20 protein-coding genes are annotated in these 11888 nt (G+C 41.3%); all 20 read right to left on the reverse strand.

Annotated features, from left to right (window positions below; translation table 11 throughout):
* Window positions 1–32 precede the first annotated feature (32 nt).
* Window positions 33–848: an AraC family transcriptional regulator gene (locus PZB74_RS20710; RefSeq protein ID WP_302239159.1), complete on the reverse strand. Its 816-nt coding sequence runs from the start codon at window positions 846–848 to the stop codon at window positions 33–35.
* A gap of 55 nt (window positions 849–903) precedes the next feature.
* Window positions 904–1809, reverse strand: coding sequence for a transposase (locus tag PZB74_RS20715; RefSeq protein WP_302239161.1), 906 nt, complete (start codon window positions 1807–1809; stop codon window positions 904–906).
* A gap of 143 nt (window positions 1810–1952) precedes the next feature.
* Entirely contained in the window at window positions 1953–2276 is a 324-nt protein-coding gene (locus PZB74_RS20720; RefSeq protein ID WP_302239162.1) for an IS110 family transposase, read from the reverse strand.
* 349 nt (window positions 2277–2625) lie between these two features.
* Window positions 2626–3171 carry a HEPN domain-containing protein gene (locus PZB74_RS20725; RefSeq protein WP_302239164.1) on the reverse strand — a complete coding sequence of 182 codons (546 nt, stop codon included), beginning with the start codon at window positions 3169–3171 and terminating at the stop codon, window positions 2626–2628.
* Window positions 3171–4412 carry a hypothetical protein gene (locus tag PZB74_RS20730; RefSeq protein WP_302239165.1) on the reverse strand — a complete coding sequence of 414 codons (1242 nt, stop codon included), beginning with the start codon at window positions 4410–4412 and terminating at the stop codon, window positions 3171–3173. Before PZB74_RS20730 ends, PZB74_RS20725 begins: the two co-directional genes overlap by 1 nt.
* A gap of 288 nt (window positions 4413–4700) precedes the next feature.
* The gene (locus tag PZB74_RS20735) at window positions 4701–4991 is read right to left on the reverse strand and encodes a hypothetical protein (protein WP_302239166.1); all 291 of its coding nucleotides are present in this window, start codon (window positions 4989–4991) and stop codon (window positions 4701–4703) included.
* A 7-nt stretch (window positions 4992–4998) separates the two neighbouring features.
* Window positions 4999–5376 (reverse strand): hypothetical protein, encoded by a 378-nt coding sequence (locus PZB74_RS20740; protein WP_302239167.1) that lies wholly within the window; start codon window positions 5374–5376, stop codon window positions 4999–5001.
* Window positions 5376–5609, reverse strand: a complete 234-nt coding sequence (locus tag PZB74_RS20745) for a hypothetical protein (RefSeq protein WP_302239168.1) — start codon at window positions 5607–5609, stop codon at window positions 5376–5378. Before PZB74_RS20745 ends, PZB74_RS20740 begins: the two co-directional genes overlap by 1 nt.
* Window positions 5606–6274: a hypothetical protein gene (locus tag PZB74_RS20750; protein WP_302239170.1), complete on the reverse strand. Its 669-nt coding sequence runs from the start codon at window positions 6272–6274 to the stop codon at window positions 5606–5608. Before PZB74_RS20750 ends, PZB74_RS20745 begins: the two co-directional genes overlap by 4 nt.
* Window positions 6275–6283: 9 nt before the next feature.
* Window positions 6284–6715 (reverse strand): hypothetical protein, encoded by a 432-nt coding sequence (locus PZB74_RS20755; protein ID WP_302239171.1) that lies wholly within the window; start codon window positions 6713–6715, stop codon window positions 6284–6286.
* Window positions 6706–7287: a glycoside hydrolase family 108 protein gene (locus tag PZB74_RS20760; protein ID WP_302239173.1), complete on the reverse strand. Its 582-nt coding sequence runs from the start codon at window positions 7285–7287 to the stop codon at window positions 6706–6708. The genes PZB74_RS20755 and PZB74_RS20760 overlap by 10 nt, the downstream gene beginning before the upstream one ends.
* 2 nt (window positions 7288–7289) lie before the next feature.
* A complete protein-coding gene (locus PZB74_RS20765) occupies window positions 7290–7988 on the reverse strand; it encodes a hypothetical protein (protein WP_302239174.1) in 699 nt (232 codons plus the stop codon).
* Window positions 7989–7992: 4 nt separating this feature from the next.
* Complete coding sequence (locus PZB74_RS20770; RefSeq protein ID WP_302239175.1) at window positions 7993–8427, reverse strand: hypothetical protein; 435 nt, start codon at window positions 8425–8427, stop codon at window positions 7993–7995.
* A gap of 5 nt (window positions 8428–8432) precedes the next feature.
* Window positions 8433–8618: a hypothetical protein gene (locus tag PZB74_RS20775; RefSeq protein ID WP_277484578.1), complete on the reverse strand. Its 186-nt coding sequence runs from the start codon at window positions 8616–8618 to the stop codon at window positions 8433–8435.
* An 11-nt stretch (window positions 8619–8629) separates the two neighbouring features.
* On the reverse strand, window positions 8630–9637 hold the full coding sequence (locus tag PZB74_RS20780) for a hypothetical protein (protein ID WP_302239177.1): 1008 nt from the start codon (window positions 9635–9637) through the stop codon (window positions 8630–8632).
* A gap of 28 nt (window positions 9638–9665) precedes the next feature.
* Window positions 9666–9983, reverse strand: a complete 318-nt coding sequence (locus tag PZB74_RS20785) for a hypothetical protein (RefSeq protein WP_302239178.1) — start codon at window positions 9981–9983, stop codon at window positions 9666–9668.
* Window positions 9984–9997: 14 nt separating this feature from the next.
* Window positions 9998–10309, reverse strand: coding sequence for a hypothetical protein (locus PZB74_RS20790; protein WP_302239179.1), 312 nt, complete (start codon window positions 10307–10309; stop codon window positions 9998–10000).
* Window position 10310: 1 nt separating this feature from the next.
* Complete coding sequence (locus PZB74_RS20795; protein ID WP_302239180.1) at window positions 10311–10814, reverse strand: hypothetical protein; 504 nt, start codon at window positions 10812–10814, stop codon at window positions 10311–10313.
* Window positions 10814–11224 (reverse strand): hypothetical protein, encoded by a 411-nt coding sequence (locus tag PZB74_RS20800; RefSeq protein ID WP_302239182.1) that lies wholly within the window; start codon window positions 11222–11224, stop codon window positions 10814–10816. The genes PZB74_RS20795 and PZB74_RS20800 overlap by 1 nt, the downstream gene beginning before the upstream one ends.
* A 58-nt stretch (window positions 11225–11282) precedes the next feature.
* A complete protein-coding gene (locus tag PZB74_RS20805; protein WP_302239184.1) occupies window positions 11283–11876 on the reverse strand; it encodes a hypothetical protein in 594 nt (197 codons plus the stop codon).
* Between the last annotated feature and the right edge of the window lie 12 nt (window positions 11877–11888).

Genomic DNA, 11888 nt, shown 5'->3' on the forward strand with positions numbered 1-11888 from the left:
GCTAGAAATTGTAAAAATGCGACACCGTTAAACTATTTATAGAAAAGGGCGGAAATAGCTAAGTTTTCGTGATTGATAAATTCTTTGGGGTTTATCCCTGTAAATTCCCTAAAGTCCTTTATGAAGTGTGCTTGGTCGAAATATTCACTTTCATAGGCAACATTGGTAAGATTTTCTGATTTCTGGTCAAGCAACATTTTTAAAGCGGTTTGTAATCGAATAACCTTTCCCAATTGCTTAGGACTTACCCCAATTTGCTTTTTGAAGTTCCTTTCGAGTTGTCTTCGTTTTGACAGGTTCTCTTTGAGGATTGAGTTTAATGAGGCACTGCCGTTTGAGGATAATAGAGAATCAACGGTGTTTTTTACAATTGTATTAATCGTCTTTTCGTCATTAAGCCTAACCAAAAGAAATTTTTCGATAATGCTTATCCGTTGTTCAGTATTCTCCGCTTTGATTATTTTTTGCTCCAGATCATCTGTAGTTTCTATTCCGAAAAGTTGGTTTATAGGTGTTTCCTTATTTGCCAAATTGCTGATTGGTTCAGAGACAAAATTGGCAAATCCATAAGGATAAAATCGGACAGCAAATGTTTTGACATATCCTGTTGGTTGAATGTAAAAAGGCTCAATTGTTTGTCCGAGCACCATTGCACGAGGTTGAAGTATAAATTCATTTTCGGAAGTGTACCGTTTTATGTCATCTCCGAGAATAAAAGCCATTTCAATACAGCCATCTGGCACTATTCGTTGTTTTTGAGGTTCAGACTGTTTAGGCACTTCCAAAGTCCAATAGCAACTAACAAGCGATTTCAAGTTTGTATGTGGCTCGTATGTTTGATAGTCCATGTATCGTTTGCTGGTTTTTCAGAGTTCTGACTAACGTCAAATTTAGCATTGATTATCAGGTAGTTGCAAAGCCCACATCTTCCGGCTTTAAATCCAGTTTAGCAATACTTTTCCTGATTCTCTGCACTAATTTAAGCTTTCTCTTCTGATCCAAAAACAGATATTCAGTTGGTGGATTGTATTGCATCTTCTTGGTCACCATATTCCACAAGATTACTGCCAGCTTTCTTGCTGTGGCACTCACAGCAGCTTGCCTTCCTTTCCTGAAAGCTACTCTTTTGAAAAAGTTTGATAGATGTGTGTCTTTTAGATTACCAATAGCATTGGCTGCCTGTCGCAAAGCAATCTTGAGTCGGTTACTTCCTTTGGGTATTCTACTGCTCAATACTCTTCCCCCGGATATCTTATTGTTGGGTGCCAGTCTCAACCAGGAAGTAAACTGCTTGGCTGTCGGAAATTTCTTGAAGCCTTCTGGACCTATTTCGCTCATGATAGTCAGTATCGTGGAATGGCTCATACCCTCTACTTTCATCAAATCAACTCCTTCAAAATATTGATAAGCGGCTTGATTTAGATCCAAATGCTTTACAGCATTTTTGTTCACCCGCTTGTGTGGCTTCTTCTCCGCTACCAACGGTTTCTTCTTTACATCAGTATTGATCTGCTGCTTGATAAATCTGGAAATCTGCCTATCGCATTGATCTATCTTTTTCTGAAAGAAGAGATAACTCTCATATTCCTGCTTGAGGCCGAAGAGATAGTCTTTACGGTTGTTTCCCTTCAAAGCCAGGGCAATCTCTTCTTTGGATTTTCTACAATTATAATGTCTGTGTTCAGAGAGGCTCTCAGGATCCAGATTGCCGTTGCAGATACCTTTGATGATGGTAAGGCCAGTCAATCCGCAAATGTCTTTGACAACCACATCTAACCTGAAATTGAGTAACTTTAAGTACTTCTGCATCTTATGGGAAGCTTCTGCTGCAAGATCTATCCAATTGCCACGCTGTCTACAGTAGGTCCTTAACTGCTCAGTGACTTCATCAGGAAGAAAACTACTGGTAAGCAGTCCTAAAGCATGTAGCTTTTGTATCCAGCGGCAATCTTTTACAGTTCCACTGCGGCATCAGTCTTCTTACCCTTAGCATGTTTTGTAAACTTGCCATTGCAGAGCACCACTTCAAAACCATGCCTGATCAATTCAGCATATAGGTTCTGCCAATAAGCACCCGTACTCTCCATAGCCACAGAAGTAATACCATAGGTCTTTAGCCACAGGCATAACTCTGTCAGATCATCAGCATACACTCCAAATTCCTTTACATCTTCTAATTCCTGACCTACTGCTACAAAATGTGATCTACTCCCCACGTCAATGCCCGCACAATGCGGATTGACAATGTCCATCTTTAATTTTTTCCTTCTAGCCATCTTCAAAATCATTAATAATTTATAAAAAATGACTCTAAGGAAATGTATCTTTGATCTGAAGAATATTCTGAACGGGCTTGCCTATAGGCAGCACCACTGAAATTATCAACAAGCCTCTGAACCACTAATTCAGAGGCTTTTACATTTCAAACCAGGATTGCGCACGAGCTTTGAAAGCACCACTTGAAAAACCGGCTTTACATAGAGTCTCTTCAAGATAATTCAAGGATGATTATTTGCGTATCGTTAGCTCAAGAAATTAATCAAGGCTCTTGATGTGGGGGATTGCAGGTAACGGTCTCGTATAAGCGGTCGTTTTAATGCCGCTTATACATTGTTGGGAGGAGTTTTAGAATGTTAATTTAGATTGCAGTCCCAAATTTCGGAAAGGGAATTCTTTCTTATAAATAATCTTGGAAAGGCAAAGCAAACACGATATTACACTTTCTAATAATTGTTTTACTTCTTCCTTTGAAATTGCAACTTCTTCTTTTGGGTGTACTAGATTATTTCTAACCTTTAAAGCTTGTTTTAATGTACCCCACCATTCTTCAGACTCTCCCGTTAAATGAGCATTACTGTATTTAAAGTATAGATGTTGAATACGTTCTGTAAGCCTTTGTATTTTCAATCTTTCTGTAAGGACGAATTCCCCATTTTTTAACTCAATTTCCCTCTCTCCTAAAAGTGATTTTTCGTGAATGGGAGTATTAGGGAAGTTTATTAGTTCTTGAGAAATGCCATTGATATATGCTTCCAATGCAGATATGCCTATTAAAACAGCTGAGTGTATGTAAGCTGTTTTGGCGTCTTCATTTGTGTCCTCATCAATTTTTTCATAAAAGCGTTTAGCCTCTTCCAATAATAAGGCTGAAAAATCGTCAAATGCTGCCATTACAATTTCTTTTCCATTTCTTGTACACGGAGGTTAGCCTCCTTAGCATGATATTTCTCAACAGCCAAGTCCACCATTTTTTTATTAATTCCTGTGCCTTTTTCTGCTTGAAGAAAAAATAACTCGGCTAATCTTCCACGGTCCTTTACATCTGTCCTTGTACCTAATCCACGATAATTTTCAGGATCTGTTTTGTGTCTGCCTTTGGCAAGAACCGAAGAATTTAAAGGATCAGCTGATGTTCGATTGGACAACTCATAATGCCTTTTAAGTCTTTCCTTATTTTTATTTAGAACACCAGCAACAAATGACCATGAAGCTAATACAGAATAACTAAGTGCCTTTTCCGAAAACTCAAAATTGTCTTTGTCTGAAAAGTAATCTTTTTGAGCCTTCACAAGGCCTGCGTATGCCTTACCCATCTCAATCATTTTCTTATCTGTCCATATGTTAGAGGTTTGTCTAATCGTTTCCCATTCTTCATCAACTCCACCAGTAGTCGTTATTACTGGAGTAGTTCGAACAGTGTTAAATTCAACATCCTTAACATGTTTGCCTTTAATATAATTGACAATTAAGGTTCTTGCTCCACGAACAGAGATTTGACTTCCTCGCTGCTTTTTGTCCGCAAAATCCTGACCTTCTTCAAGAATTCCGCACTTTTGACACCAATCCCTTAATTCTGGACCTTTGACTGTTTCAAACATTCTGTCAAGTAGGTCATTAGAAACTGCAATGTTGGTATTTGAAATTAACTGTACATCAAGTCTTTGTTCTGTACTAAGATCAAAGTAAAGCTTAAAGCCATGAAATTCGTTGACACCTTTCTTCAAAGCTTTTTCTATGGCTAAGAAGCGATGTTGCCCACCAATTATTTTAAGTGGCTTTTCAGGCTCAAAATCAGGGTTGTATTCAGCTACAATGTTGCTGAAAATTCTTTTCTCTTCAGCATCTTGAACCATTTTTTGATATGCTGGATTATTCTCAACTACTTCTCTATTAGCTCGGTAATCAGATTGATTTTCTGGATCTAACGGAACGTCAATAGTCCCTTTTTTACAAATGTCTTTTGCGCTTATATGACATTCTATATAAAAGGCTAATGTTTTATTGTCTGTGTGAATTGTAATGTGTTCCTTTTCTTGAATATTAAAATCTTCAAGGAAATTTTTTACCAGCTCTTGAACTTGGCTTTGTTTGTTTAGTACTGATTTATCTATATGGTCAAATCCTAATTTCATTTATTCAGTTTTTAATTCCTCCCAACATTAGAACATGTTCATTGCACATGCTTCACTTAAATGTATTCCTAAGATATGCATTTCACTAAGTAATGGCATCTAAAGTGAGATAACTTTTGAATATGTGTTCTGCTTCGCATTGCGTCCGGGATACGCATAATTTTCAGCTGGAATGCTGCTATTATTCTCTGGCAGTACAAAGCAAATCAGTGCCAGCTTCCAGGACTTACCGAGTTAATAGTCTTGGTGGATACCTATGCCCTAAGATATGAAATATGTCAAGCTTAATTAAGGCGTAGAAAAAATACTGATAAAGAGCTTAATCATGGCAGGATCAAGCATCTTCAGGGTTTTGGTATAGCCCAATTCTTCGAAAGCAGGTAAATGTCTGTCTATCCATTTGGAAAGGGTATTGACGTGCACGCCATACATATCGGCTAGCTCTGATTTGGTGTAAGCCTTAATTTTGAAGTCAACTTCACCACCAAAATCTATTGCTTTAAGTCTTTGTTGCCTAGTGGAATATTGCTGGTAGTTGCTGTTGTGCTGAGAAGAGTAGTGATAAGCTTGATTTGTCATAACATTGTTATTTAAGAAGCATAAACATTAAGAGTCCTGCTAAGCCTAAACCTCCCAGCGTCATTAACATTTGCTGTTGGTTGGCTTGGGCAGAAGTTTGCATATAGGCTTGTTGCTGCAACATTTCCTGCTGTCGGGCTGCTTCTTTTTCAGCTGCTTTGCGGTTTTTAGAGGCATTCACTGCCCCAATCACGGCAGGGGTTACTGCGGCTACTGCTCCCACAATCACTGGAATGATTCCCAGTGTACCCAGACCTAGTTGAAGTGGATATCTTTTCTTAAGCTCAGTAAGTGGGCCGGTGGCCGCATAGATAATTCCTGTCTTACTATCTCCTATGAAGTAAGTGCCATTTTCGCCATGGTTGAGCTGGACATATCTTTCCATTATTTGATATTCTTTTTTGCTATCTCCTGCAAGTAATCATCATAGGTCCGGGGAGCATCTTCTGAAATTACGCTATTGGCAATGAGTGCTGAGAGTAATGAGACAGGCGTTACTGTATAAATGGTCTTCATCTGCTTACCCAAAAACTTTTTCTTTTTTAAGTATTCATGGGCAGATACCCCTGCAATGGCAGCAAGGCCACTGATCAGACTTACTTTATCGCTTTTCTTCATTTCTTGAATAGTATGGTTGCCAATCCTCCCAGACCCAATAGACTTGCCGCTATCATGGTATTGCGGCTCTTATGATTGTCTCTAAAATCCAGCAGGCTTAAAGTAAATGCATTGCCATAGCGATTACGATGCACCTGGCATTGGTTCAAAAACTGCTGATAGTCATTGTCTCTAGCAAAGACCACACAACCTGCTGAGGCATTGATCATACTGCCTTTCATATCATGGATGTTATTGCCAAATATTCCTGTTTCTTCCGTGCCAGTATAGGTTTTAAAAATACCTTTCAGGGCATAGTTTCTAATGACGGTCATGGGTTTTACCTGAACAAGTGCTGGTCTTCCTTTATGATATCCGAGTGAATAAGCATCTAGCCACTGTCCTTTTTTAATGAACCCATATCCTTGCGATACAATCGGGTTATCAATGTAGTAGGCGCTCGGATCGGTTGTTACCTGAAAACTATTTAATACCCACTTACCTTCCAGATCTTTATACAGCATGTGCAGGCTATCATCCATGACTTCCGAACGCACGGTATCACTACGCTCAGCAATGAGGTTTAACTCCAGGGGCCGATCAAATATCTTGTATCCCTTACTTCTTAGCTTTCGCAATAAAGAATTGACTTTGGAGTAAGTGGATAGCTGGGCAGTCAAACTCATTCGGTAAACTTATTTTTTTAGGATTCTATCATCTTTGTGCTGGCTTCCCGAAGAAGAGCCAAAGAAGAAATCAGTAATGGTATTGACTTTGACCGACATCCCTCCCCAGATAGTGGATATTAATGATATTGCATAATCCTGTAGTTCAGTCATCCGGGTAATGATCAAAAGCATCACCGCTGATAAACCCACATAAGCGATGAGAAAGGTCAAGGCATAAACTTTCTGCATTTGCCCATCTTTTCTGAAAGTCTCGTGCGATTCCTGGAAGCGCTTCAGATCAGCTTCAAACAATTGAGACTGCAGCCCATAAAAGACTTTATCAATCTCGTTTTGCAGCCTGAGCTTTTCTTCTTTGCTGGTAGTGACTTCATCTATTAGTTTTCTAATTTCAGTGAGTCCTCCTGAAAAGAGGCTGGTAAGAATGTTTTTTATACCCATGATCCAGCATCTTCTGTTAGGCTTGGAAATGAATCAATACGCCTCATCCAGCCTTTTAAGAACTTAGCTTGACCTGGCCGAGCAGCGAGTCCTTCTAAGAAGTCTCTTCTGCGTTCTTTGACGAGATCATGGAGCAACTCTCCGGGTATCTTATTGATCCAGTTGAGTGTTATTTTGCCAATGATGCCATCAATTTTGAGTACATCCCGGTCTAAGAGTTGATTCACACAACGCTGGACTATTTTCATCCCTACATGTCCACTATGCACATAGAAATCAAACATGAGGTGGGCCACACGTTCATCAGCGATTTTGCTACAATAGATCTCATGCCAGTAATTAGCCAGATAAAATGCTTTTACCTTCTGGTCCAGCTGAGGATCAGGGATATATTGATTCCTTTTGAGCGGTCCGTGCCGGGCTTTATATTTATCAATGCTTGCCCACCCGCTCCAATGGGGATGAAAGCTTCGGGCAATGCCTTTATAGGTTTCGCCTCCCATATCTCCTTTTACATGGGCATAATTGCCTTCAAATTGTAACAGGTGCGTAAATGCTGTTTCAAAGCTCATGATTAGATTACTTTAATGCCTGAAGAAACGGTATAGAAAATATCTCCTTGTTCGGTTTGTATCCTGGATAAGCCTTTGCTTTCATCCATCAGATAGCCCAATAGAACCCCTTGCTGTACCGGGTAGGCCTGGGGATCAGCCTGGTTAATGGAGTCAGCATTGATCATAAAGGTCTGTTGGGTAGTAATCGCCACTTTAGGAGCATAGCCCAGACCGGAAAGTCCTGAAAGTGAACCTTTATTGAGGATTCTCTCATAGGTAAAATCAGTAACTCTGGCTCCAAGATATTGATCCAGTACTCCGATGTATCGGGCAGCCACCAAGGCATCCAAAGTACCCTGACCAAAAGCACCATCAGCGCCACCACTTTGCTCAATCAGGTCTTTGGCTTTGCCTCCATGATTGATGAGGGCCAACTGCATTTGCTGCACATACCAGTTCTTGTCTCCAACTTTCAAAGGAAAAGCATCATGGTAAGTAGGTTTGGGCAATGAAGAAGTACCGTTCGGTCCAACTACCCCTGAATTTCCCTTAGGTGCCGTAGAGCTACTTGGAAAATCTTCATTCGTCTTGCCTGAGCCAAAATTGAGATCCCGCAAGAAGTTGTAGCCCACATAACCGGTACCCAGAATAGCCCCTGCGCCAGCGGCATACAGGATGATTTTTCCCGTCGTTAATTTTTGTCGTCTATTGCTGCTCATTTTCCTATTTGCTGTTGATGATGGAAAGTGCTTTGGTGTACTCATAAGTAGAAAGGGCACGTAATAGCTCACTGGTCAGGCTTTTATTGTTGAAGAGCTGTCTGAAAGCAACCTCCACCCTCTCCCATGTTCCGGAAGGAATTTCCCGCAGGATGTTGTAGAGGTACTCTTCTTCATCATCCTGCAGCCATCCCCACCAGACATCTCCGGTATGAATGGCTTTACCAATTTGGGCGGCATAATAAGCAGGAGTACCCATTTCAGTGGCTTTATCGTCCTGTAAGTCTGCAGTCAACTGACGGTAACCGGAGCGTAAAAGCATGAAAGTTCCCCCTGCTACCAACACCCCTAAACCCACTTTACCTATAGTAGATAAAGCTTCTCCCAGACTATCTATATTGTCTTTGGTTGCCAGTTGTGATGCGATGAGCGGGAGCATAGGGCTTACTTTTTCTTCTTTTTGAACTTGCTCGTGAACATCTTTCCTGCCGGGCTTTTGCCTAACTGGTACAAGCCCATTAAACCTTCGGTACCATAGTCCTGGTACATTTCCAGAATGATACCTTTGAGTTTGAGCGCTTCCTCCTTGCTTTTAGCATCTACAAGGATTTCCATTTTAAAATCTGCCATTGGTTTTTTTATTAAATCGTTTCAGCGTTTTCTGAGCCTTCAGCAGTAAGCTTTTCTGCTTTGGCGACAATCTCTTCTAATCGGCGTTGCAGCATATAGGCTAGTTCTCCGACAAGTTCCTTTCTGCTTGCGCAATGATTGATGATTTGAGCCAGCTGTCGTTGCTCATCCTGATTGAAAGCCTGGTCTATGGCCTGGGCGATCTGCATAGCCGTTTGTGATCCTGCAGGTAATTGCTGCTGCTCTCCCGACATACCCGCTAAAGCACTAGCCGCATTTCTACCTGCTACCGGATTGATAGCCGATAAGACCGAGACAAACATTTGGGGTTGAGACGTAATCAGGGTTGCTGCTTTTTCCAGCTTGGCCCATGTTTTAGCGTCTTCTTTGAGATCTTCATACTCTGGCTCTAAGCTTTCCAGCTTCTTTTTAGCCTCATCATATTGCTTTTGCAGGTCAGAAAAGTCTCGCTTTAAAAAGATATGCTCGGTATTCAGATTGGTATTGCCCAACCCTTCATTTTGGAGCTTACTCAGTTCTTTTTCAGTGCCTGAGAGTTGATGCTTTAAAAAGCGGATTTCTGCCCTTAGCTCAGCATTTTGTACATGGGCCTGCATATCCGAGATCGGTGCCTGCATGTAATTGGGAGCAGGTCTTTCATCAGCGTAGGTGGGATCAGTAGAAGATGTGGTCGTCGGTTGCTGAGGGTTGTAACCGCCACCATGAGTCATAGATAAACCTTCTACTACCTCCGATCTTGGTGTAATAATGTCCTGCGCATCAATCGTGCGACGAACCGTCCCCGACAAACCTTTTCTCCTTAACTCCGCTTTCTTTTTAGCGACTATCTGGCGCAATCCATAAATGGTGTCTTCGGATACTTTTTCCACCCCATTATCAATAAGGTAGTTTTTTCTTAGCATCTGGGAGGTAGAGCGGTTGTTCATGATGTCCTCTACCACATGCGAATATTTTTGAAGGGTACGGTCCGCCGTGCGGAGGTTTTCCTGGGTAGTCATGGGTTTTTAGTGTTTAGTAGTATTGACTTCATTTTTTTAGAATGATCTGATACATTTTGATCTGCGTCGCTTGGCTTGTCAGGTTTTCAATGGTGATCTGGTCAGTGTGTTCGTGCTGTTGTTCATCAGCTACTATGTTGGATAGGTTATACATCCCGTAGCTGCTTTCTATTTTGATACCTGCTACATCATCAATGAGCATCCACAATTGGTTGTAGGCGTTAAATGCTTTGCTTGCTCTAGCGGGTAGAGCAATATCCCGGTACACAATCTGGCTCTTTTGAACTGAATAGCCTTTTTCAGCAATCCGCTGCGCAATAAGTTCTTTGAGTAGTGTAGCATCCATCTTATGATCTTTCTTTATTTTTCCTCAATCAGCAAGTAGACAATGACTTCGTATTGAGCATCAAACTGCTCCGCATCCCGGTACATGATTTTTACTTCCTGGTTACCTGCTTCCAGTTCCACCGGTATCATTTCCAGATCGGGAAGACTTTGTACCAGTGGGTAGTCCAGGTTTGTATCCGCATCAAAACCGTTGAGAGAAGAAGCTTTTGACATTTGAGTTTCTTCTACTTCATGAGTAATAAAAGCGGCTTCTACCTGATGTTGGTAAAAGAGATCCGATGTATCTCTGGATTGCAGCGAAAGTTCTCCTAAGAAGGGTATCATGTTATGCGATTTCAATGGTGGTTTGTCCCAGATTATCATTTACACTCTCAAAGAGATAGTAATCCATAGCAGCACCTGTTTGAGGATCAGCAACAGAAATGATGATGGGTAATTTAAACCCACCGGATAGACCACCATAAGTAAGCAGCGGTAAACCAGCCTCTACCGGTTGAGCGATATAGATATGCTCATTTAATCTTGCATTCACAGACACCTGTCCAATCTTGCTTTGGATCAACTCCCGATTAAGTGTGTTAATAAATGATGCTGAGTTTTGTCCTGCTGCCCCTACCCCGTAGAATCTTCTAAATGTCTTGATGGGCTGATCTACATACACCATCGGAACAATGTAAGCACCCACTACTTTACAACCATCAATATCCATAGTAGCCACTTTATAAGCCCCTTTGCTTTCTACCCGGATACGCTTGGCAAGCAACCTTCTTTTGGTTTCTTGTTCTTTACCTCCGGCTAAGGTTCTATGCAGTACTTTGTGTCTCAGCATTACAAATTGTCTTTCGGAAGTAAATAGGCAAAAGTGATATAGACGGTATACCCAGCTTCAAAGGGAGCAATGGCATTGTCTTCATCCTGGAAGTTGAGCTCTACTTTGTAGTTGCCTGGCTTCACTTCTCCCAGCGGAAAGAAGCGCTTTTCTACTGCTACGCCTACTGAAGAGACAAACAGCTGACAGGGGGTGCCATTTTCTAAAAGGGTATCCCCTCCTATGCGCAGGCCCAGTGATCCTCTGAAGTTGAGCTTACTTTTATTGTCTGAACCCAATTGGAAGCCGGTGACAAAGACTGTGTTTTTATCCAGCTCAAAATTGGTCTCTCGGGCAAGGCCATCTTCAGTTGCCGCAAACTTGAAGGTCTTATAGGCTACTTTATAGTTTTCTAATTGCTCTTGTTGCATGATTGAATTTGTAGTAGGGTAAAAAGACGGTGTATTTATCCGCCTTTTTATCAGAGTATTAAGCAGGTACTGCGACTGTTCCGTAAAGAATAGCTTTCAAAGCGGTCTTTGCAGGAAGCGCAATTTTGGTTTCTATGGTCAATGACAGCGGTACATTATCCTCCAGGATTTTAGGGTTGGTCAGCGGACAAATTCCCAGCGGAACATTAAAGCCTGTAGTCACAAACATCTGCATGGAAGATTTGGGAACGATGATAGAGTTGTTCACTTCAAACTCCCACTCTCCATTGGCAAGACCAGGAATGTCATCTACCATACCGAACTTGAGTTTGGACATGGCTTCCGCATCATAAGTAGCCTCCACACTGGTTTTGGCAAGTATGGCAATAGAAGTAGCCATAAATACTTCTCCCTTCTCTAATCGTGCGGTAGCAATGTTTTTGATACCGATCTCTTCTTTGTCCTGAGATTCAAAGAAGCGGATCATGGTTTTTGTGCTACCATCTACAATAGAGTATGCAGCAAAGTCAGCCAGTCGGGAACGGCCAGCAGCCACCGCCTCAGCAATTTTTCTAATGTCGGGGTTTTGTGAAGCTTTCGCTTGCTCAATGAAGTGCTCACGAGAGGTTTTAATTTGAGTTAGCAATCCCATTTTTTTGATTCT

It is taken from the genome of Porifericola rhodea (assembly GCF_030506305.1).
Classification (GTDB): Bacteria; Bacteroidota; Bacteroidia; order Cytophagales; family Cyclobacteriaceae; genus Catalinimonas; species Catalinimonas rhodea.

Excerpts from the sequence above, each read along its gene's own strand:
- PZB74_RS20710 (WP_302239159.1), bottom strand. The coding sequence starts at position 848 with ATGGACTATCAAACATACGAGCCACATACAAACTTGAAATCGCTTGTT.
- PZB74_RS20715 (WP_302239161.1), bottom strand. The coding sequence starts at position 1,809 with ATGCAGAAGTACTTAAAGTTACTCAATTTCAGGTTAGATGTGGTTGTC.
- PZB74_RS20720 (WP_302239162.1), bottom strand. The coding sequence starts at position 2,276 with ATGGCTAGAAGGAAAAAATTAAAGATGGACATTGTCAATCCGCATTGT.
- PZB74_RS20725 (WP_302239164.1), bottom strand. The coding sequence starts at position 3,171 with ATGGCAGCATTTGACGATTTTTCAGCCTTATTATTGGAAGAGGCTAAA.
- PZB74_RS20730 (WP_302239165.1), bottom strand. The coding sequence starts at position 4,412 with ATGAAATTAGGATTTGACCATATAGATAAATCAGTACTAAACAAACAA.
- PZB74_RS20735 (WP_302239166.1), bottom strand. The coding sequence starts at position 4,991 with ATGACAAATCAAGCTTATCACTACTCTTCTCAGCACAACAGCAACTAC.
- PZB74_RS20740 (WP_302239167.1), bottom strand. The coding sequence starts at position 5,376 with ATGGAAAGATATGTCCAGCTCAACCATGGCGAAAATGGCACTTACTTC.
- PZB74_RS20745 (WP_302239168.1), bottom strand. The coding sequence starts at position 5,609 with ATGAAGAAAAGCGATAAAGTAAGTCTGATCAGTGGCCTTGCTGCCATT.
- PZB74_RS20750 (WP_302239170.1), bottom strand. The coding sequence starts at position 6,274 with ATGAGTTTGACTGCCCAGCTATCCACTTACTCCAAAGTCAATTCTTTA.
- PZB74_RS20755 (WP_302239171.1), bottom strand. The coding sequence starts at position 6,715 with ATGGGTATAAAAAACATTCTTACCAGCCTCTTTTCAGGAGGACTCACT.
- PZB74_RS20760 (WP_302239173.1), bottom strand. The coding sequence starts at position 7,287 with ATGAGCTTTGAAACAGCATTTACGCACCTGTTACAATTTGAAGGCAAT.
- PZB74_RS20765 (WP_302239174.1), bottom strand. The coding sequence starts at position 7,988 with ATGAGCAGCAATAGACGACAAAAATTAACGACGGGAAAAATCATCCTG.
- PZB74_RS20770 (WP_302239175.1), bottom strand. The coding sequence starts at position 8,427 with ATGCTCCCGCTCATCGCATCACAACTGGCAACCAAAGACAATATAGAT.
- PZB74_RS20775 (WP_277484578.1), bottom strand. The coding sequence starts at position 8,618 with ATGGCAGATTTTAAAATGGAAATCCTTGTAGATGCTAAAAGCAAGGAG.
- PZB74_RS20780 (WP_302239177.1), bottom strand. The coding sequence starts at position 9,637 with ATGACTACCCAGGAAAACCTCCGCACGGCGGACCGTACCCTTCAAAAA.
- PZB74_RS20785 (WP_302239178.1), bottom strand. The coding sequence starts at position 9,983 with ATGGATGCTACACTACTCAAAGAACTTATTGCGCAGCGGATTGCTGAA.
- PZB74_RS20790 (WP_302239179.1), bottom strand. The coding sequence starts at position 10,309 with ATGATACCCTTCTTAGGAGAACTTTCGCTGCAATCCAGAGATACATCG.
- PZB74_RS20795 (WP_302239180.1), bottom strand. The coding sequence starts at position 10,814 with ATGCTGAGACACAAAGTACTGCATAGAACCTTAGCCGGAGGTAAAGAA.
- PZB74_RS20800 (WP_302239182.1), bottom strand. The coding sequence starts at position 11,224 with ATGCAACAAGAGCAATTAGAAAACTATAAAGTAGCCTATAAGACCTTC.
- PZB74_RS20805 (WP_302239184.1), bottom strand. The coding sequence starts at position 11,876 with ATGGGATTGCTAACTCAAATTAAAACCTCTCGTGAGCACTTCATTGAG.